This is a genomic window from Bacillus sp. CH_48 (assembly GCF_038008465.1).
GTDB lineage: Bacteria > Bacillota > Bacilli > Bacillales > Bacillaceae_G > Bacillus_A > Bacillus_A thuringiensis_S.
Genome location: NZ_JBBOZF010000001.1, coordinates 414,926 through 438,761 on the forward strand (window position 1 = coordinate 414,926; position 23,836 = coordinate 438,761).

Sequence of the window (23,836 nt, forward strand, 5' to 3'; positions counted from 1 at the left end):
TTAACGCATTTCATATAAAGAATCTTATTTCTCGAATCACTTTTTTATTTTAATCATTCTATAATAGGGAGGAGAATTCCCTAACTCATAGTCACCAGAATAAACACTAACATTCTAGAAAGCTAAGAGGGAAAGCTCCTTTAATCCCACAGTATAGCAAGTGTAAATTTAAACTCTTAAAAGTCGTGTTTACAATATGAAGTAATACTAATTATTTTTCTTTTCTGCTATATAAGCAGCTAGTTGTTTAATATTGCGTTTTGTATATGCGACTAAGTCGTCCGTATTAAGATTCTCGTTTTCTAAAGCAAGATCAAGCTCAATAGCTAGTAGAGAATTTCCTCCTAAGTCAAAGAAATCATCCTCTACACCGACAGCTTCAATCTTCAATATACTTTTCCATATTTCAACCAAACGAGATTCTAACTCATTACTAGGAGACATCATACTCTCCTCCTCATTCTTAGGTAAAGATCTAGGTGAAGGTAAGGAATGTCGATCAACCTTTCCACTTGGTGTTAATGGTATGTTTTCAACTTCAACAAAGAAAGTAGGTATCATATAACTCGGAACTAATTTCGCAAGATGCAATTTCAAATCAGAAATGGATACAAGTGATTTTGCTACGAAATAAGCTACAAGTTTTTTCTGCCCATCTTCATCTTGAATGTCTACTATCACTGCTTCTTTAATTGCATGATGTGAAGATAAAGCATCTAAAATTTCCCCTGGCTCAATTCGATATCCTCTAATTTTTAATTGTTCATCATTTCTACCGAGGAATTCTATATTCCCATCAGGTAACCAGCGTGAAAGATCTCCTGTCCTGTACATTTTCTCCCCTTTTACAAATGGGTCTGGTAAAAATTTTTCTTCAGTTAATCTCATTTGATTTACATATCCTCTTGCAAGCCCTTCTCCCGCAATATACAGCTCTCCTACCGCGCCAATAGGCTGAAGTCTCTGTTTTTGATTAAGTATATAAAGCCTTACATTCGGAATAGGCTTTCCAATAGGAATAGTATTATAGTTTTCACTTTCTTGAAGTGAAAATGTACTTGCGATAACCGTCGCCTCAGTAGGACCATACATATTTTCTATTTGAGTCGATAGTCGATGCTTTTTAAATTTATTAACCACCTCATGTGTCAAAGCTTCACCCGCAAGTAATATATACTTTACTTTATTTAAAACCTGGCAATTTTCATTATTAAGTGTATTTACGAATGCCCTAAACATAGACGGTACAAAATTTAATAATTTTACATCATATTTATCTATAGTTCTTAAAATTGCCCTTGGGTTTCGATGTTCCCCATTTTCCATTATTACTAATTTACTACCTACTATGGTCCACCCAAACAACTCTAAAACAGATACATCAAATATATAAGGCGTCTTCAGTAAATACGTATCTGATTCATCCATAGGATATAAATGAGTCATTGAAAATAAGAAATTCACAATACTACAATGTTCAATCATGACTCCTTTTGGTCTACCTGTAGAACCTGAGGTATATAAAATATAAGCTAAGTTATTTGGTTTTCCAGTAACCTCCAGGTTACTTGTATCACCAACGTACAAATTTTCTTGCTTTAAATCAATAATCTCTCCTACAAATGGAATTTCACCTACGTATTTAGATTCTGTAAGTACAAATTGAGGATTACAATCCCCTAAAATATGTTCCATTCGACGCTTTGGATATTCAGGATCAATTGGTACATATGCAGCTCCAGATTTTAGCGCAGCAAATATAGCTATAATCATTTCTACGGATCTTTCCACAACGATACCAATTTTAGTTTCCTGATCTACACCTTTTTGTCTAAGTATACGAGCAAGCTGATTTGCTCGATTATTGATATATGAATAACTGTACGATACATCATTTGAAATAACTGCGATTTCTTCTGGTTTATTTTCAACCTGATCCTCAAAAAATTGATGAACTAATTTACCCTGAGTAAAATCTAATTTTGTATTATTAAGTTCATTTAACATCCTTGTGGATTCACTTTTACTTAAAACATTAACATCTTCAATTTTCGCTTCAGGATTAGCTACCATCCACTCTAGCGTATTTATAAAATGCATCATAAACCGCTCTATAGTTTGCGGATAATATAGTCCTGTCGCGTATTCCAATTCTAATCGTAGACCCTCTTCTTCCGGAAATACTTCTATACTCATATCTACCTTTGAAGCTTGATGCTTAATTTCGTAAGATTTAAATGTAATATCTTTTATTTTTTCTGATGTTCTTCCGATATTCTGCATCACTAACATGACATCAAATACAGGATTCCGGTTAGTATGATAAGCCATGTCTAACTTATTTACTAACTCATCAAATGGGTATTCTTGATATTGAAATGCTTCTAGCGCATTTTCTTTTACTTCATTTAAGAATTGAATTATTGTCTTTTCCGCTTTAGGATGATTTCTCATAGGTAGTGTATTTACAAACATACCTATGATAGGCTCAAGATCATGATGAATTCTTCCTGCAATTGGAGAACCTACTATAATATCTTCCTGTTGTGTATACACATGCAATACTATATTTAGTGACGAAAGAAGTACCATATATAAAGTAGCTTCTCTTTCATCCGCAAAGGATTTTAATTTATTAGAAAGTTCAGGTGTTAGATGGAATACTAATCTATCACCTTCAAAAGTTTGATTTAGCCCACGTGGCTTATCAGTTGGGAACATAAGAATTGGTAACTCACCTTTAAACTTATCTACCCAATACTCTTCAATTTCTTTCAGCCCTTCATCGTGTAAACGATTGGTTTGCCAATTGGCATAATCTTTGTATTGTATTTTAATAGGCTCTAAGGCTTTGCCTGAATATAAATCTATAAACTCTTTTTCTAACTTCGCTAAAGATACTCCATCTGCTATTATGTGATGAAGATCAAATAGTAGCAGATATTGATTGAACTCTAATTTCATTAAACCGACACGCATAAGTGGCGCCCTATCTATCTGAAAAGGACGAACAAATTCCTGTATTAACTCTTCAATTGTTGATCTATCAGATTTATATAAATGTTCAATTCTAATATCTAAACTATCATGAATAAATTGAACTGGTTCACCTTTAATAAATTGGAATGAAGTTCTTAATGATTCATGACGTTCCACTAATTCTTTGACACATTGTTCTGCCTTTATAAAATCAAACTCACCTTCAATTAACATTGCACCTGGTATATTGTAGGCAGTTCCTATTCCAGCAAAGCGGTTTAATATATATAATCTTTTTTGTGAAGAAGAAGCTTGATAAAATTCTCTATCAGGTACAATCTCAATTTGAGAATAATTTTTCTTCCCTTCATATTTCTCTATATACTCCGCTAATAGCATAATTGTAGGCCTTTGAAACATTTCACGTATAGGTACATCTACACCTAAACGTTTATATATGTGTGAAACAACAGAAGTAATTTGTAATGAATTACCTCCTAATTCGAAAAAGTTATCATTCACACCTATTTCCTCTATTCCAAGTACTACTTTCCATATCTCAGAGAGCATTTGTTCAATTTCATTACGTGGTTCAATAAATAAAGCTGTGGATTGCTCCCAAATTGGATCTGGAAGAGCTTTCCGATCTATTTTACCGTTTGATGAGATTGGAAACTGCTCAATCGGGATGATGTATGCAGGAATCATATAAAAAGGTAAATACTCTCTAAGGAATTGGCGTACCTCTTCTACTTTAGCTGAAGAATTCATAACAACATATGCACATAAAACCGGAGCATTTTCTCCCTCTTTTTTACGTGTAATTACAATAGCTTCACCAATTTCAGGATATCGTAATAATTGCTTTTCTATTTCTCCCAATTCAATTCGTAATCCACGAATTTTGACTTGATCATCCATACGGCCTAAATATTCAAGATTTCCATCTGGTAACCAGCGAGCCAAATCTCCAGTACGATATACCTTGTCATCTATAATAGAAGAACCCTCTTTGTTGATTTGTATAGGAACAAATTTCTCCATAGTTAACTTAGGTTGATTTAAATAACCTCTTGCTAGCCCTTCTCCTGAAATACACAACTCTCCAGGAATTCCAACGGGTTGTAACTGTTGATTATCACCCATAATATAAACTTTTTGATTGGCTAGAGGTCGTCCTATTGGTAATTGATTCATAAGTTCTAACTTATCGTGCTGAACATGATAACATGTAGAATCTACAGTAGTCTCCGTAGGTCCATAAGCATTTGTTAAATTAGGTTGGCAGTTCTTATTAAATAAACCAAGGAATTTCCGCGCTAATTTCGGTGGTAATTCCTCTCCAGCAATAATAAAATGTTTAAATGAATATTCTATTTTTTCATCTATAAAATTAGTTAATAATCGAAGATGCATCGGCGTTCCATCCGCGATATTTATTTGCTTTTCTTGATAAAAATTCATTAGCTTCTGCCCATCAGTTCTTGCTTCCTCTGGTACTATAAATAAACTATTTCCTAATAAAAGCGCACCAAACATGTTTTGTACTGAAGCATCAAACTCAAAAGGTGAAACTAACCCGATTCGCATAGAGGAACTATATTTATCATATATTTCATTTTTTAACCCGAATATTAAATTTACAACACTACGATTTTCAACCATAATTCCTTTAGGATTACCTGTTGTTCCAGAGGTAAAAATAACATATGCCAAATTGTAAGGTGTACTTACTGAAGGGAAACTAACCAATTCTGTTTCAAGTAGTTCATTAAAACTTACCATACTACAATCCTGGATTTCCCTTGTAAAATCTTCACTAATAACTTCGGGTTTTACTATACAAAGTGGAGATTTACATTCTTTTAGCATTGCCTCTATCCTTTTATACGGCAAATATATGTTAATAGGTAAATAAGCAGCCCCACTTTTTAAAATACCTAGCAATGCAATTACTGCATCAATTGATCGGTCCATCATAAGGCCAACAATGTGTCCTTTTCCAATTCCTTTTTTATGTAGAGAACTGGCAACCAGATCTACCTTTTCTTTTAATTGAGCGTATGTTATTTCTCTTTTGTCATCAGAAACAGCAAGCTTATTTGGATTATGCATGACTTGTTCTTCAAATAACTGTATCACCGTTAAATGATGCGGGTAATCTAACTCAGTTTGATTAAATGTAATTAACTCTCTTACATCATTATCACTAACCCAATCTAACTCTATATGCGGTGTATTCGGTTGTAGTAAAGCTTGCTCTAACAAGTCTATAAAATGATGACCAAATCGCATAACAGTAGATGTTTTGTATAGATGCTCATTAAAATACATATCAACTTCTATACACCCATTTACTTGACGGAAAGAGAATATAATCTCAGCATTGCTCTCACTTAAATAATTTAAATCTTGAATTTCCTCTAGCAAAATTGCAGTACGGAACGGATAATTACGCCCCTCTGGAAGGTAGTTACTCAAAACCGGTTGTAAACTTTCCAATGGGAAATTTTGATGTTCTAAAGCATTAACCATTACTGTACTAACATGCTGGAGAATTTGTCTAAATGTCATATGTTCCTCAAGACCATGTCTTAAAACTAACAAAGTATTAATAAGGTTAGTATCACTGTCTTGTTTTAAAACAGGTGTACCAATGCATATATCTTGCAATCTAGTATATTTATTTAACAGCAAGGTAAGTCCAGCAGTAAGAATCATGTGCAACTGAAGATCTGATCCATTTGCTAACTTTAAAATCTTCTCGGACAATTCCTCTTTTAGTTTTATGTTAACATTTGATAAATTCACCTGTTTGTTTGATGTCCGGTAATCATAAGGGAAATGGCAGTCAGCCAGTTCCCCTGATAAGTTTTCTAACCAAAATTCTCTTTCCTTTATTCGTTCATTTGCGGCAATTACTTTATCTTTATTTGCTATTCGTTCAACCATAGTTACTCACTCCTGACAATAATCAATTAAAAGTTAAAATCCCCAAAATCTACTGATACCTTAACTGGTTGCAGTTCTTGAATTTCTTGTTTAAATGAAATATCTTTTAATAAAATTTCAGGATGATCTACAATTTGTTCAAAAATCTCAACATAACGCTCACATAACTTTTGAACCGTATCCCTAGTATATAAAGAGGTTGCATATTCCATAGTCAGTTCAATTGTATCTTCCAATTCAACCACTCTTAGCAATAAATCCATTTGTGCGCGCTTAAAGTCGTGATCATATGTCCTTAGTTCTAAACCATCGATAAACATATGATCTGCATCCATATTTTGCATAACAAATGAAACATCGAAAAGTGGGTTCCTATTATACGTGCCCTGAAGTCCTAATTGATTAACCAGGTCCTCATATTGACATTTTTGATGTTCAAATGCTTGTAAGACCTGCTCTTTTACTTCAAATAGGAATTGAGTAAACCTTTTTTCAGCTCTTGGATAGTTCCTTATTCCTAACATGTTTACAAATACTCCTATAATATCTTGTAAATCCGCATGCGGGCGACCAGTAATTGGTGAACCAATAACAACATCCTCTTGGCCAGTATATTTACCTAGCAAAATATTATATACAGAGAGCATTAGCGTATATAATGTAGTTTCTTCTTTTGCTAATAAACGCTTAATTTTCTTGGTAACATTTGAATCAATAGTAAAGGTTATTTTACTACCTTTTAGATCTAATATTTCAGGTCTTGTATAATCAGTAGGCATATTCAAGACAGGTACACCATCTTTAAATTGATCTAGCCAATACTGTTCATGTTTGAGAGCAGTTTCTTTTTCTTTTTCACTCTGCTGCCATTCTGAGTAATCCTTATACTGTATTTTTAAGTTTGGTAATTTCTCTCCTGAGTAAAGTGCAAATAGATCTCTAACAAAAATATCATAGGAAACTCCATCGGTTACTATATGATGTAAATCAATAATTAAAATATGTTTTTGTTCTTCCAATCTAATTAACCCTACACGGAAATATGGAGCATTATTAAAATTAAATGGGCGAATAAATTCATTAATTATTTGTTCCACTTCAGATTCAAAGCCCTCAATTTGAGTAATATGGAAATCAGCATGATCATGAATAATTTGTACCGGTTTATCATTTTTCATTTCAATAGTAGTTCTAAATATCTCATGACGCTTAATTAATTGAGTGAACGCCTTTTCTAAACGTTCAATGTTTAATTTTCCATTTAAAAGAATAACGGAAGTATCATTATAAGCTGTACTTTCTGGATACAATCGGTGTAATACATAAAATCTCTTCTGAGCTGAAGAAAGCTGATAATGAGATTTAGGTTCAGCTGGAACAATAACATCAAATTCACTCTTATCTGCCCTTGAAATATAATTTGCTAGTTTCTCAATATTTGATAGAGTAAAGAGTTCTTTAATAGGAACTTCAACATTAAACTCTTTATGAATTTTTGAAACAATAGTAATAGCCTTAAGTGAATCTCCACCTAGTTCCAGAAGATCATCATGAACACCAACTTCTGAAACTTTAAATATATTTCTCCAAATTTTTGAAAGCTTTTCTTCTACCTCATTACGAGGTGCTACATATTCAGTCAAGAGTTGTGGTCTAGAATGGTATAACGTAGAATCTAATTCTTCTTCCTTCTCATCATTGAAAGAATTTAATAACACCCATTGATCAATACGCGCTTGCAGTTCTCCTGGAGAATGAATCAGTACTTCCCCTTGTTTCCATGACAGTGCTATATTAAAAGCCTGAACTCCTTCTTCAGGTGTCATAGATAATTCATGTACACTTGCACCTATCTGCATATCTTTTTCTTCATCTTCCCAGTATTTCCAATCACTCCAATTGACACTTATCCAAGGCAGGTTGGAATAACGATTTATATATTGTGCAAAAACATCCATGTATATATTTGAAGCAGCATATGATACATAACCTAATCCACCTAAGACCGCTGAAATTGAAGACATTAGAACACAAAAATCTAAATCTTTATTTCGTAAACACTCTTCTAAATTGAGAAGACCATAAATTTTTGCAGAAAATTGTTCCTCACAGTCCTCTTTTTCAAGTTCCTGAATTAAATTAAAAGTCTTTCCACCAAGAATACCTGCACCATGAATTACACCATTAATCTTTCCAAATTCTTGTTCTGCCTTATGAATTGCTTCGTATAGTTGTGATTGATCTGTAACATCAGCAGCAAGTACATAAACTTTAGATCCCGTTTCTTCTATCTCTAAAACTTTACGAATTCTGTCCGAATACATCGTATTTTCCTTCAAATGCATATCCCACTCATCCCGATTTGGCAGACCTGTACGTGTAAGAAGAACTAAGTTGGCTTGTACAGTTTGAGCCAAGTGTTTCGCAAGAATTGTACCAATACCTCCGAGTCCTCCTGTAATAAGGTAAACTCCATTTTTTCGTAACGGCAGTTTCTCTTTAGCTGGCTGTTCTAGTTGTAAAGGCTCGTAAGTTTGAACAAATCTTTTATTTCCTCGATAAGCAATCATCTTATCATTCGTATTTGAAAGACATTCTTCTACTAATTGATTTATTAACCTGCTCTTCCATTCTTTGTTTAGAGGTAAAACAACATCAACACTTGAACAAGAAAGATAAGAATACTCTTGTGGAACAACTAATGACGTTCCAAGTACAGTTGATTTTTCTGGAATTAATTCTTCATCACCAATCACTTGTTGAACACCATTTGTAATAATTCGAATTGAGATTGAATCAGAGATATTCTTGTCTCCTAGTGCCTGAGTTAAGTAAAAAATTGAATAGAATCCTAAGTTTTGTTTACTATTTACATATTCAATTGAGGCTTGTCTTTCCTCATCCGTAATTCCCCACATATGAACTATTTTTGTAGGTAAACCACATATTTCCTGTACTTCATCCAATAACTTAACGTAATCTGTACGTTCTTCAGGATTTATAATGAAACGATCGTTATTCTCCTTATTAAAAGCAAAGCCAGGTTCTACTGTAACTACTCTCTCCCCTTTATTTAATAAGTCCTTAACTATTTCATTACCTAATCCTTCTCGATCCACAAAAACAATCCATGTCTCATTCACATCATGATTTGGTTCAAACAATGTAGAACTTTTCCATTGCGGTGTATAGAACCATTCAGAAATGTTGTTATTCTTACTAATTTTAGATTGTTTACTATTAAGCTTTTGACCTAAATCATACGGATTACCTTGTAATTTATAAGATATTTTATTGAAAGAATACATTGGTAATGGGATACGTCTTCTCTTCTCATCTTTATAAAATTGTTCCCAATCTATAGAAATACCTGTTACCCACATTCGAGTGATGTGACTAAATAAGAAATACATATCTGATACATCTTGTTGAACAGATCGAACCGTATTAAATATTCTTTCATTACCATTTTCATAGTCTAAAAGGCGACTAGTAAGCCTACTAAGGTCATTTCCAGGACCAATCTCTATGAATAGACTTGTATTGTCGCTATTCAACTCTTGAATTCCATCAGAGAATCGAACAGTTCCACGCATATGTTTTACCCAATAAACTGGGTTTGTTGCTTCTTCTGGTCGTATCCAAGTACCAGTCAAGTTTGATAAATAAGGTATTTTAGGTTCTCTAAGTGTCAATGTACTAACATAGGAAGCATACTCGTCCAGAATTGAATCCAGTTCGTGTGAATGTGCTGCTCCTTCTATTGTTACTCGCATACACATTAAACGCTTTTTCTTTAATTCATTTTCAAAATCTACAATTGCTTCTTCTGTCCCAGAAACTATACAAGCTGGACCATTAACTACCGCTAAAGAAATGGTATGTTGATATTCTTTTTCAAAAGAATTAATTAAATGAATTAATTCCTCTTCTGGAAGCGGAACACTAAGCATTACCCCTGCAGGAAGACTACTCATTAGCTGACCTCTTTTTACAACTAATTTAAATGCATCTTCCAAAGTAAATACTTCTGCTAAACAAGCAGCCACATATTCGCCAAATGAATATCCAATCATTGCTTCAGGTTTAATTCCCCAACCCATTAATAGTTTCGCAACTGAGTATTCAAACGCGAAAAGAATTGGTTGACTAAATTCCATTCTTTTCAATTTTTCCGTTGCCTCATCAATACTGAAAGTAGTTGGGTATAACACTTCTTTCATGTTTACATTCGTAACAGATTGAAGGATTGCAAAGCATTCATCCATAGCTTCACGGAAAATTGCCTCTTGTTCGTATAATTCTAACCCCATGTTTACATATTGCGATCCGTTCCCAGAAAACAGGAAGTTGATTTTAGGATGTTCCTCTTTTACATTTGCATATTGTACTCTTCTTCCGTCTGGCTGGTTTAATTGTTCAATTCCTTCTTGAGTACTGGAACAAACTAAAGCTCTCCTATGCTTGAATTCCTTACGTCCAATTTGCAATGTATAACTAGCGTCTGCCAAATTCACATGAGGATTCTCTTCAAGGTGATTTCCTAAATTCAAAGTCATACGATCCAAAGCATCTTTCGATTTTGCCGAAATCATTAACATCTGGTATGGTCTACTATTTGAGGTTGCTTCAAGCTTTGGTGCCTCCTCCAAAATAATATGTGCATTTGTACCACCAATACCAAATGAACTAACACCTGCACGTAATGGTTTATTATCCTCTTTCCACTCATTTAATTGTTGATTTACATAAAAAGGTGTCTTTTCAAATCCAATTTGCGTGTTTGGTTTTGTGAAATTCACACTTGGCGGAAGAACCTGATCTTTCATCGCAAAGACCGTTTTAATTAGACCAGCAACACCAGACGCTGCATTTAGATGGCCGACATTTGCTTTAACAGATCCAATTGGTACAGATTGTTTTTCATTAGAGTTAAACACTTCACTAAGCGCCTTGATCTCAATGGTATCTCCTAGTTTAGTAGCAGTTCCGTGTGTTTCAATATAGGAAATGGACTCAGGTTCTACATTTGCTTCATGTTGCGCCATTTTAATAACTTCTACTTGGCCCTCTACACTAGGTGCAGTGTAACCAATTTTCCGATTCCCATCATTATTAATCGCCGTTCCTTTTATTACTGCATGTATAGTATCCCCATCATTTATAGCTTCCTGTAAAGGCTTCAGAACAACAATCCCAACACCGTCTCCAAAAAGCATTCCATTTGCATTTTCATCAAAAGGACGACAATGACCATCTGAAGAAAATAGCATTCCTTCTTGGTAGGTATAACCTGCTTTTTCAGGTTGAGTTAATGTAATTCCTCCAGCTATAGCAATATCACAATGCCCCTGTAATAATGCTTGGCTTGCATTATGAATAGCCACCAATGATGTTGAACATCCCGTAAAGATATTCATACTTGGTCCTTTAAGGTTAAATTTGTAAGAAATTTGAGTACTAAGCGAGTCTTTGTCGTTAAGTAATGAAATTAAAAATTGCCCAGCTGGTTCATTTGCCTCTGATAGAGTAGATAACACTTGCCAATATAAGTTAGGAGATGCCCCACTATATACACCAATTAGGCCCGGGTAGGTCTCAATATTATATCCAGCATGTTCAAGGGCAGACCACGCACATTCATGGAATACTCGTAGTTGTGGATCCATTAATGATGCATCTTGAGGTGTATAATCAAAGAATGGAGCATCAAAATTATCAGTACCCTCCAAATACCCTTTCGCTTTAACATAATTAGGGCTTTTTACTTCCATAGGATTCACACCAGATTCAATTAACTCTTCATCTGTAAAAAATTGAATAGACTCTGTACCAGACTTTATATTATTCCAGAATTCATTTACATTCTGTGCTCCAGGAAAACGTCCATCTATTCCTATAATTGCAATATCGTTATCTTCTTTCGTTTTTCGATTAAAACGTTTTGTATGTTTAACTTGATTCTTTTGCTTATCTCCACTTAAGTATCTCGCTAAAGAACGAATACTTGGATACTCAAACATAACTCCAATTGAAATCTGTTTTTCTAATCTATTAATTAATCTCTCATGAATTTGAATTATATGAAGTGAAGTTGCACCAAGATCAAAGAAATTTTCATTTACATTTACAGTATCAACACTGTAAAACTCTTTCCAAATTCCTATAATTATTTCCTCTACTTCATCTTGAGTTCTGAACTTATCTCTCATTTTCGTTTGAGTTTCCAATTCAGAAATTCGTTTACGAGAATTCAGATTAATCCATTGATCAAAACGTTTATTTAAATCTCCTGAAGAAATAATTACCTGATTTAAACCACTTAAACCAAGCACACATTGGAATGTTTTTTGTCCTTCCTCAGATGTCATTTCAAGTGCTTCTATACTTTGAGCATTGAATATTTTATTAACCTGTTGAGCTCCCGTATACTGCCAATCTCCCCAGTTAATACTGGTCCATCGATTATTAGATGTATTACTCACTTTGTCTGAAAAACTATCTAAGTAAAGGTTTGCTGCTGAATAGGCTACAAAACCTAATCCACCCAAAATAGGTGAAAGTGATGAAACAAGATAACAAAAATCAAGATCATAATTACTCAATAACTTATCAAGAACTAGTACACCATGTACTTTAGGAAGAAATTGCTCTTCACATTCAATCCTACTTATCTTTTCCATTGGACACTGAGCTGATTTAACACGTAAGACACCTGCTGCATGAATTACCCCATTTATGTGACCAAAATTAGCCTCGGCCTGATGAATCACGTTTCTCATCTGCTCTTCATCAGCAACATCTGCAACAGCTGTCATTACTTTTGCTCCCAATGACTCCAACTTCTGAATATGGTTAATACGTTGACATAATTGTTCATTTTCAATCTGATCGTGAAGAATCTGATCCCATTCTTCACGATCAGGAAGAGCTGTTCTACTAACTAATATTAGTTTAGCCTTTACTGTACGCGCCAAATATTCTGCTAATTTAAGGCCTACTCCTCCCATTCCACCAGTAATTAAATAAACCCCTTCCGATCGAACATTCGGAATTTTTGAAGCTAATTCATTTTCATTTATTACTAGCATTTCACTTACTTTTTCATCAGGTATAGGCTCATAGATTCGAATGTAACGAGTGTTATTTCGAATTGCTATTACAGTGTCAATAATGTCCGTTTGAATTTCAGAATATAAGTTTGATATTAATGCTTCTTCATTATCAGACAACATAAAATCTACACTACGGCATCTAATATTTGGATACTCTTGCGGAAATACTTTTATAGGAGCCAAAAGAGTAGATTTTTCTGCAATAATAGACTCGTCTCCTACTACCTTTTGCATATTATTCGTCATAACATTTATATTGATAGGATAAAGTAAATTAAATTTACTAATTGTCTTTGCAAGTGATATTAATGAATAGAATCCAGTATCTAAGGTCTCGATACCTAAATCCTTATTATCCACATTCCATAGGTGAATAATCTCCTCTGGTAAACACTCTTGTTTTTGTAGCTCATTAAATAACTGATAATAATCTTCTTGTTCAGTAGGGCATATTGTAAATTCATTTAAACTAATCTTTTTATATGAAGGACCCAGACCGACTGTTATAACACGATGTCCATCTCTTTCAAGCTTTTCTTTAAGAGCTAAGCCTATATGCTCATTGTCTAAAAATAACAACCAACTTTTAGTAGATTCTTTAGTTACATCTACAATTTCTTTTTCCATCCAACCTGGAGTATAGAACCACTCAGCTATATTAGAACGTTTCTTTATCGATGTTTCTTCACTATTAGTTATATTTTGCTGTTCAGCTGGATCTATCCAATATCGTTTTTTCTCAAAAGGATAAGTTGGTAAGGCAATACGTAATCTATATTCCTCTTCATACAGTTTACTCCAATTAATTTCTACCCCTAACTCCCACGCTTGTCCCAATACCTCTAACAAGTCGTTTCGTAAAATAATCTGATTATTATTAATTTCAGAATTTAACAACTCTCCAATATGTACAATCACAGAATTAGGATCTACATCCTTAACTTGTGTTAGAAGTTCTACTTTTTCTCCATGCGTCCATTCTGTCTGTAACTCTGTATAGTTCTCAACTAATTGATTCAGGACATCTTCTGGCTTAAGAGATTTATTATAAATATCTGAAACCATTCCAGCTAGGCCTGTACCAATAACGTTAGAAGGACGTACATCACATTCAATTAATACATCAATAATCGATTGCAAGCAGACGAAGAAGGTTAAATCTTCAACCAAGCTATCATCTGTTCCTTTAAAGAATGCTTCTTTCAATGCTTTTCCAGTATACATTTGGGCATCAGTCATATTACGCTCAAATACTTGTAAGAATAATGGTTCCTTTTGGTATAGTTCTTTTACATTCTCAATAATTGATGAGTATTCGCTAGGTAACACAAATATCAAATCTGGATTTTCTTGCGTTTTTACGTGAAAATCTTTAACTGTTTTTAAATTGTCTATGGCGCTATCTATATCCTTACATAAGACCGCTCTTCTATACGGAAATGGTCGACGGCCAGTTTGCAATGTGTATGCTACATCTGCTAATTCAACATCTTTATTAGATTCCAGATATTGAACCATATTTACTGTAGCATTATTTAAAGCTTCTTTTGATCTAGCAGAAAGAACCATTAACTTTTTTTCTCTAGTAGAAGCAGAACTTTTAACTTTAGGCGCTTCTTCTAATACAATATGAACGTTAGTTCCACCATATCCGAAAGCACTCACACCTGCTCGAAGAAGATCATTATCTTCACTTTGCCAATTCACCAAATCAGTATTGATATAGAATGGGCTATCTATAAAATCAATTTTCGAGTTAGGGCGCTTCACATTTAAAGTTGGCGGGAGTTGTTTATGTCTCATAGATAAAACTGTCTTTATAAGTCCCGTTACCCCTGCAGCTGTATCTAAATGACCTACATTACTCTTTACAGAACCAATTGCACAAAAAGATTTCTTGTCCACATCTTGAAACGCTCTCTTTAGAGCCTCTACTTCGATAGAATCCCCTAATGGCGTTGCCGTTCCATGCGTTTCTATATAACTAATTGTAGAAGGATCAACTTCAGCAAAACTATGAGCTGCTTGAATTACTTCAGCCTGTCCCTCAACACTCGGAGCAGTATAGCCTACTTTTCGACCACCATCATTATTTGCTGCTGATCCCTTAATTACACCATAGATTGTATCCCCATCAGCAATCGCATCTTCTAATCTCTTTAGTATTACCATACCTACACCATCACTAAAAACTGCACCCTGGGCTTCTGCATCAAAAGTACGTACTTTGCCATCCGGTGAACTTGTCATTCCTTCATGGTATTTATAACCATTCTTTTTAGGATACGTTATAGATACTCCACCTGCAGCTGCAATAGAGCATTCTCCAGTTAACAATGATCTACATGCAAGATGAATGCTCAAAAGAGATGTAGAGCATGCTGTATATAATGTAAAACTCGGTCCCTTAAGTCCCAGCTTATAGGATGTAAGCGTTGAAATTGCATCTTTATAGGAAAGAGTACCTGCCTCTGAAAACTCAACCACACTATCACTGTTTAATAATGGCGTGTGCTTCATCCAATTAAAATTAGTAGATGCTCCTACATATAACCCTATTAATCCTTCATAATCAAATGGATTATAGCCTGCCATCTCTAATGCTTCCCATGTCGTTTCCTGTAACATACGGATCTGAGGATCCATTATTTTCGCTTCTCTAGGTGTATAAGCAAAAAAGGATTCATCAAAATATTCTACTTCCTCCAAATACCCTTTTGCTTTCACAAAATTAGGATGTTGTAAAACCTCTAAATTAACACCTTCTTTAATTAACTCGTCTTCAGTAAATGTAGAAATTGAATCAACACCATTTTTTAGGTTATCCCAGAATTGGTTTATTTCATTTGCACCTGGAAATTTACCTGCCATTCCAATAATCGCTATTTCCAAACCAGTTTTACTATCATCTTGATGCTTCATTTTCACTTTCCTCCTATTTTGTTTAATTCGGATTTTCTATGCTTTACATACTCTTAGCTACAATACTTAGAGCTAATACTCCTATTTCATAAACTTAAGCAAAAGAAAAAACACATGAAATTACCCATAAAGTAGCTAAAGTGATTTACATACCTGACAGAAAACAAAAAATTTTAATTACGATTTCTATTCCTGGATTTCAATGATATTTTGAGCACTCATTTTTCATTCTAAAAACCTAATACTTTGGTAATAATTCTGTTAATATTACACTTTATGTAGTTAGTAACATATTCACAAGAAGTTTTCTTTAAGAAATTAATTTGTAGAGTAATAATTTTGTAGGGGATTTATGTTATAAAATTAAGCATACTTTTTCCAATATCATATAGAAAAAAACAAAAAAGTGACATACAGTGAATATTGAGAAATAAAATTCATTTATTCCATATCTAACCAAAATAGAACGAATTTTCAATTTTAAATTAGATTTTCTTGCATTTATAATTGCATTCTCTATAAATCATCTATGGTGAGCTTTTAAACTTTAAACATAAATGAAATTATATGTGAAATTTTTTAATTTAGATGAGGATCTATACGTGAATCCATTCCAGAGGAATTACATATGCTACAGATTTAATATTCTTCATAAAGTTATATACATAAATTAAATTCCTTCAGCCGTTTTAAGAAAATATTGAGGATGAACATCGTTAGTGGAGCTCTTACTACCGAAAGGCAAACTTATTTCTAAGATTGCTTACCTACAATTTCGCATTGTGCGACTCCTAAGACAGACCAAATAAGTTCATATGCTACAGTACTGTTTATCCTTCCGTTCATGTTTTGATATGTACATACAATATTTTTATCTTATACCCATAACTATTGTCCTGCAGACGCTTTATATTATCTTCAAACCCACTATTTCACTAAACTGTAAAATTAAAACCACCAAATTTCCGAATAAACTGAAAACTAATGAGAAATTGACAAGAAATCTCAATAAGATCTTTTCAATATATCTTAACTTCAATCTCATGGAATCAGGACTCAATAATGATGATATACAGGGGAGTATTCTATTAAGAAGAATTACAGAAACGATTCTGCTTATGCAGGATAAATTAAAAATTTTCCATTTGATCCTTTAACCTTTGTAAAAATCAGGTATTTAAATGTTATAAACAAAAAACGTAGGAATATTTAATTCCTACGTTTTTCATAAATAAATTTAATTTATTTATACAATTCCTCAAATTCGTCAATCTCAGCTTTACGCTTTAAAAATAGTTCCATATCTTTATTTTCTCTTTCTATTAACCCCAGAGCATGTGAATCATCCAAGGCTAGCTCTTTATATCCCCATATATAATCTATAGTTGTATCTTTAACCTGTTTGTGTTCTGCACAATACCATTCTAAAGGTTGTAACGCATCGGATATTTTAAATAATTCTGCTGGATACCATGATGGCATATTTTCACGTTCTCCTAAGATTAAATATGTTAACTCACCACTTTGTAATTTACATATTCCATAAACAATATACTCTTTTTCAATGGTTAAATTAAATGTTTCCTCTGTTATCTTAGATAGGGCATTGCCGGTATTATATAAACAAGTTACTTTCATAACATATTCCCCTTATTTATTTTTATCTTTAAACTTAAAATTCAACCGTTTCACCTGTCCCCACATCAAATGCTTGATAATAACAAGCATAGCGTTTAAAAAGAAATTCATAATATTGCAGAGGTACAGAAACGAGTTGAGATATAAAGAATCAATATGAAAGAAAATCAAATTGATATAATAGAAACCGCAGGAATTAAATATTTCCACAGTTTTATGTTTATCTAAGGTCCGTTTAATTATTTTACAACAATATAGAATTTACTTAGCATTTTTTCTTTTGCAAATACTTATCTTTCAATTTTTATATCCTTACACCATATTTCTAATTCCATAGGAGGCATAATTATATTACAGGTATATAATTTCAAGCCCTCTTTTTCTACTTCACCAATTTCAATATCATGAAGAAAATATGGTAACTGTTCATATGTAAATGTTTTTATTGGCTTTTCTTTTACATATCCCATACTATGTTTGTATTCTATTTTATAGCAACCACTGAATTGAAGAGTTACATCATCATCCCCATCTTTAAAAATCAAAATCACTTCATCGCCAATATAATTGCATTCTAATTTAGTAACCCACGCATCCCAGTAATTTAACTTATCAATTTTTTCTTGTATTCTTTGTACGTTCATATTTCCTCACCTCATCTTTCATATGGGATATGAGCATCTGGACTTTTAGCATCAACTATGTTTCCATTTAAATCTAAAGGATTTTTATTTTCACCGTATAAATGTACATGGTCATACTTTGTAACTTTATACGGTGGATCTATTCTCATTCTTATTGTACCATTACCGTCTCGAACGTGAATAAACCCATTATTATCCGTGTATTTCCATCCGTCTGGAAGCTTTTTTAGAATTCTTTTTTATATTCATTTGGGATATCTTGCTTGTTAAGCTTACCAATAGTTTTTCCAGTAAACTTCGCAGCCTTCTCAAGATTTTTCGCTTTCTTTTCAATATCCTCAACAGTGCCAACTACCTTTCCGATAGTTTTTACAGTTCCACCAGTTAGTAATGATGCAACACCAATCGCGTAATCAGATGGTTTATATTTGTCTTTTTCGCCCATTTCATGGCCTTGTACCAATTGAATAATTTCTTTTGGCACATTAATAATTGGCCAAACATCTAATGAAGCATTCATAAATTTTGTTGTATCTCGACCAGCTTGTTCAAGCTCTCTCATTTTTTCTGGAGTAACACCAAAATCACGGAAAGCATTTGTTAAATCAATTGTACCCCATACATCATCTTCTGGATCATATTTTTACCTGTTATTAAGTCTTCCCCTATAATGAGTTGGCCAATTTCTTTTCCTGTACGGATTATAGGCGTCATGCCCAATATGAATGATACATCTCCATCATTCTTACGATCATGCATTCTAGATGGATCGCCACCTAAATCACGAAGTGCATTACTCAAGTCAATATTTCCAACAATGATGACAGCAGCAGGTATATCGATTTTATAACTTGCTATTTTATTAGCGATTTGTTATTTAGGTCCTTACATGACAGCGCATGTAAATCGATTTGGAAAGTATCATATTGATTCAAATCGCGAACCTGAAAAACTACTGTTTAATCTTTCTGTATCTTCCAAAGACATGGTATTTCATTAAAAATGGGTATAACAAAAAAACGTAGAAATAAATTGTTCCTACGGTTTTAAAATTAAAAGTATTAAATAATTAAGTTAAACCTGAACAAAACTAGATATATTAACTTGAGAACCCAATAAAGATGCTCCTTCTGGAAAGAAATATCTTCAACAACCCTATCTAGTATTAACTAATATTTTTTAACAACGAAATATCACAATACTTTAGAGTAAATGACTTTAGAAAAGAAAGTACTTCTTCTGTTACAATAAGATCTCCTCTAGTTGTTAAACAAAATTGATGTCCTGACCACGCGCTATAATCTCCATTTTCATGGTTTACTGTACCTAAAGGAATAAGCCTCCAGAAATTCGGCAATTCTTTACCGGGATACAATTCTTGAAATTCCACAGAAAGACTAATTAAGCATTCTTCCAATTTAAAATCTTTCAATTCGCTAGATAATAATGCGTTTTTCAGTTTCTCGGAAACAATAAAACAAGGTGTAGATTCTAACAAATCATCGCCAAGCCATCCATAGAATTCATAATGTAAAAATTGAACTTTTCCCGAAATTCCTTCTGTGCCAATATTCTTTTCGTTACTATAAATTGTTTTTTCTCCATGTCCACCAGCTACTTCAGGTGATAATAAATATAAGTTCATAATTTAAATCTTCCTTTTGTATTATTTGTTTACTGGAGGTATAAATTTATCTCCATATCTTTTATCTATTTCTATCATATTGAGGTTTCGCATCATCTGCAGAATGTTTTAGACGAATCGAACTATTTACAACTGTTCCTAAGTCTTTAACTACAGGCCTTTGTGTAGCAATAGAACAGGATAACGCAACAAACATTAGCGGACATTAGAAATGATAAAAATGTCCGTTTCATTTGAAAATAGCTTGATTTTAGATACATTTTCATTCTTATGAAGCAAAAAAGATCAAAAGCGTATTCTACTGTTAATGTCCGATAAATACCATTAGCGGACATCAAGTCATTACAAATAGCTATTTTATGTCCACTAATATACGAAATAATCCTTAAAATGAATGTCCGATAATACTTATTGCGTGATTTGGTGCCATTGTTACATATCCCCCCTTATCAACAATCTTTTCGGTTTAACAATATAAAGTGTAATTCCGCTAGGAATCTTTTTCTCTTTTTTCATATCACACTATTTTTGCACCAGAACCTTAAATTTTTAATTAATACTAAACAAACGTAGGAATCAATGATCCTACGTTTGTTTATAAAAGTCTATTTATTTAATAATATTTTTTACGTCTCCAATACGTATATCACCATCATGATGATACTCAATGACATATCCTACATCTGGTGAATATATCCAGGTATCAAAACTAACAGCTGTAACATCATATATTACTTCCAAAACTTGATGCAATTCTGTCTTAATTACTGGTAATGTCGCGTCATCCCAAATAAGATATACCATATGAGAATATGTTCCAAAACAATTCTGTAAATATGCTTTTATTTCATCCTCATTATATAGCTCAGCATATTTTTGAATATTTTCCCAATCAATTCTTCCCCAAAATGTGATAGGAAATGTATTTTCAAATTTTCTTATTATTGTTCTTCCTTGTGTTTCTTCTAAAATCTCAATATTTACTCCTAATGCCTCTATACATTCTTCTAATAATGTTGCCATTTTATCACCTGATTAATTATTTAAATGTTTTAATAATGCTTTAAAAGTTTCTTCATTTCCTTCAAAAGGAATTGCATATTTTATTGCTTGCTCTTTTTTTCCATTTCTAAAATCTTCTACATTGATATGCATTCCTTTATTAGGATCATAGTCTAAACGCCATCTTGCTTTATTATCGGCTGTTTTTCTACCAACAATTTTACCATAACCAGCGCTTTTTTCCATTGTTCCTATAAATGGTTGTGAATCAGCCCCTAAATCTCCCAATAAACTCATTGCTTTATTTCTTGCTTGTTCATATGTTTGAACCTTATCCAGAACAATCTCTCCAGAACGACCACCTTTAGCAGCTGCTTCTAGTGCTTTTCCTTTCTTTTCAAGATCGCTAATCTTCCCTACAACTTTACCAACAACTCGTGTTGTACCACCAGATACGACGGCCAATGTGCCCCATGCATAATCGTCTGGACCGTATTTTTGACCTGTTACTAAGTCTTCACCTTTGATAAGTTGTCCAATTTCTTTTCCTGTACCAATTATTGGTGTAATACCCAATACGAATGATAAATCCCCATCATTCGCACGATTATAAATACGAGATGGATCTCCACCCAAATCATACAATGCACTACTTAAATCAATATTACCAATATTTCTAGCTGCAGCAGATACATCAACTTTATGACTTGCTATTTTATTAGCCGAGTCCATAAAGATATTTGCAAGATCTATTCCCATCTTGAAATCTGTGAAGAATCCTGGGACTTTCGCATCTAATGCTTGTAAATCTTGCGCAATAATTGGAGCATTTTTTCGTGTTACTTGCACAAGTTCCTCCATCCCAGGTTTTGCCTCATCTATGGAATGTTTCAAACGAATGGAGCTATTTACAACTGGTCCTAAGTCTTTAACTACACCAGATAACCCTTTCGATAACTCTTGCATATTCAATGTGATTTGATGAATATCTTTATTAATCTCATTTTGACATTCAATCGCTTTGGCCGCAACCACATCTAATGCTTGATAATAACCAACATAGGCCTCAATAAGTGATTCATAGTACTGGAGTATAAAACTATATGTCTCTACACCAAAATCTAATAATTCTTTTCCATCAGCTCCAAGTAATTTTACAAGTTCTTTCCTTTGGGTAACGGTTAAATTTTTTATGTCACCTTTCATTGCATTCACTAATTCTTGCAATTTATCATGTGATTCTTTAATCACTTTCATTTTATACTGTACATCTTGCTTTGCGTTGTTTACGTTCCTAGAAATACTTTCCCAGTTCTCTGCAGCATCTAACAACCCTTGTTCTGATTCTTCTAAAATTTTAATCGTGTTATTTATGAATGGTTCGTCACTTTTTAAATAATCTAATACACCTTCAAATATCTTTACTTTCCCATCAAGCAAAGTAAGTGGACTTTTAGCCTCCTGATCAAAGATAATAGCATCATGAATACGTACATATCCTTTTTCTCCTTGATAATTAACCTCATACCAAGAACCGACTTTCCCAGTTACTTCTATCACTTCACCCTTATTCACACGTTTTGCACGTAATGCTTTTCTTAAATCTGGCTCAGGATATACTTTTTTAACAAGGGATTCTAATGTAACCCATCCTTTAACCATTTCTCCATCTTGATTAAAGGAGAATTTCTTATCTTTATATGTAAAATCTCCTGTTTGTAATGCACCTGAAGGCTGTAGTAAATACCAATTAAATTCTTGCTTCATCCAACCATTTTTTGATTCATGAGAAGCATCAAAATAATATGGTTTCCCCTCAACATTTGTAAATCCTGACTGTACAGAACCTAACGGACTAAAGTAATAGATTTTCCCGTCAATATGTTGGACTCCTGTTTGCATCACACCATCGGTTCCCAGATAATAATCTGATCCATTTGTATGTAACCATCCCGTTTGCATAAAACCATCAGTACCAAAATAATAACGTTTCCCATCAATTGCTTGGAAACCAGTTATTCTTTGCCCATCTTTTTTATAATACGTCCATTTCCCTTCTTCTTGTACCCATCCTTGTTTATTATCTAAATAGAGTGCTTCTTTTAATTGATCAATCCATTTTAATCCATTCGCAAGAAGAGCTAAATCACTATCTAGTTGTTTATCAAATTTCTTTTGAATATTGGGTGGAAAGTATTTTTCAGGATCTTTATGATACTCCGTTATCATAAAATGAGACAAATTCGTTGCTTCTTTTGTTACATCCCATGAACGAACTGGTGATTCACCAATTACAACAGATTCAAATATCCGAACATAACCGACTTCTCCTTGATATTTAACCTGATACCATAACCCCTGCTTTGAAATGACCTCTAAGACATCCCCATCCTTTACAGGTTTAGATTTAAATAGAAATTTTGTTTCTGGCTTTGGATAGATTCTTTTAACAGCAGAACGAAGAGTAATCCATCCTTTTTCCATATCCCCGTACTTATTAATTTCAAATGGTTTTCCTTGATAGGTAAATGTTCCTGTTACATACTTCCCATCTTTTAAATAGCTCCATGAAGTTGCAGAAAAACTCCATCCAGTCTTTAATTTACCAGGCTCACTATAATATAAATCGTCTTTTCCTACCTGTTTTCTCCCTTGGAATAGCCTCCCATCTTTAAAAAAGGAATACTCTATTCCATCTAAAATAATGTTATCTATTTGCTTACTTCCATCTTTTTGATAATAGTACCAATTCTCATTTTCCTTCACCCAGCCTACTTTATTTAAAACTTCGGCTGCTTCTGTAAATGTTGGTGCATAGGTAGAGAATAATAAAAATAATGATACTATAAGTCCTATGACTTTCTTCATACTCGCATCTCCTTATCAATTCATTAAAAACTTTTTAATTATATATTAGATTTTAAAATTATTAAAAATAT

7 protein-coding genes and 1 pseudogene are annotated in these 23,836 nt (G+C 33.2%); all 8 read right to left on the reverse strand.

All coding sequences use genetic code 11. The annotated features are described in order from the left end of the window. Window positions 1-207 precede the first annotated feature (207 nt). The 8 genes and pseudogenes from N2V92_RS01890 to N2V92_RS01925 all read right to left on the reverse strand — a co-directional run bounded on the left by N2V92_RS01890 (window position 208) and on the right by N2V92_RS01925 (window position 23,765). Window positions 208-5,931, reverse strand: a complete 5,724-nt coding sequence (locus N2V92_RS01890) for a non-ribosomal peptide synthetase (protein ID WP_170264836.1) — start codon at window positions 5,929-5,931, stop codon at window positions 208-210. A gap of 26 nt (window positions 5,932-5,957) precedes the next feature. Continuing rightward, the gene (locus N2V92_RS01895) at window positions 5,958-15,968 is read right to left on the reverse strand and encodes a type I polyketide synthase (protein WP_170264837.1); all 10,011 of its coding nucleotides are present in this window, start codon (window positions 15,966-15,968) and stop codon (window positions 5,958-5,960) included. A gap of 1,242 nt (window positions 15,969-17,210) precedes the next feature. Continuing rightward, window positions 17,211-17,606 carry a hypothetical protein gene (locus tag N2V92_RS01900; RefSeq protein ID WP_000868982.1) on the reverse strand — a complete coding sequence of 132 codons (396 nt, stop codon included), beginning with the start codon at window positions 17,604-17,606 and terminating at the stop codon, window positions 17,211-17,213. 290 nt (window positions 17,607-17,896) lie between these two features. Continuing rightward, window positions 17,897-18,250: a hypothetical protein gene (locus tag N2V92_RS01905; RefSeq protein WP_001102759.1), complete on the reverse strand. Its 354-nt coding sequence runs from the start codon at window positions 18,248-18,250 to the stop codon at window positions 17,897-17,899. An 11-nt stretch (window positions 18,251-18,261) separates the two neighbouring features. Next, window positions 18,262-19,117 (reverse strand): annotated as a pseudogene (locus N2V92_RS01910) (hypothetical protein); the annotation flags it as partial. Window positions 19,118-19,415: 298 nt separating this feature from the next. Then, window positions 19,416-19,895, reverse strand: a complete 480-nt coding sequence (locus N2V92_RS01915) for a hypothetical protein (RefSeq protein WP_136804488.1) — start codon at window positions 19,893-19,895, stop codon at window positions 19,416-19,418. A 609-nt stretch (window positions 19,896-20,504) separates the two neighbouring features. Beyond that, entirely contained in the window at window positions 20,505-20,918 is a 414-nt protein-coding gene (locus tag N2V92_RS01920; RefSeq protein WP_000212607.1) for a CDI toxin immunity protein, read from the reverse strand. 12 nt (window positions 20,919-20,930) lie between these two features. Beyond that, window positions 20,931-23,765, reverse strand: coding sequence for a pre-toxin TG domain-containing protein (locus N2V92_RS01925; RefSeq protein ID WP_170264838.1), 2,835 nt, complete (start codon window positions 23,763-23,765; stop codon window positions 20,931-20,933). Window positions 23,766-23,836 lie beyond the last annotated feature (71 nt).

Excerpts from the sequence above, each read along its gene's own strand:
- N2V92_RS01920 (WP_000212607.1), bottom strand. The coding sequence starts at position 20,918 with ATGGCAACATTATTAGAAGAATGTATAGAGGCATTAGGAGTAAATATT.
- N2V92_RS01915 (WP_136804488.1), bottom strand. The coding sequence starts at position 19,895 with ATGAACTTATATTTATTATCACCTGAAGTAGCTGGTGGACATGGAGAA.
- N2V92_RS01890 (WP_170264836.1), bottom strand. The coding sequence starts at position 5,931 with ATGGTTGAACGAATAGCAAATAAAGATAAAGTAATTGCCGCAAATGAA.
- N2V92_RS01900 (WP_000868982.1), bottom strand. The coding sequence starts at position 17,606 with ATGAAAGTAACTTGTTTATATAATACCGGCAATGCCCTATCTAAGATA.
- N2V92_RS01905 (WP_001102759.1), bottom strand. The coding sequence starts at position 18,250 with ATGAACGTACAAAGAATACAAGAAAAAATTGATAAGTTAAATTACTGG.
- N2V92_RS01895 (WP_170264837.1), bottom strand. The coding sequence starts at position 15,968 with ATGAAGCATCAAGATGATAGTAAAACTGGTTTGGAAATAGCGATTATT.
- N2V92_RS01925 (WP_170264838.1), bottom strand. The coding sequence starts at position 23,765 with ATGAAGAAAGTCATAGGACTTATAGTATCATTATTTTTATTATTCTCT.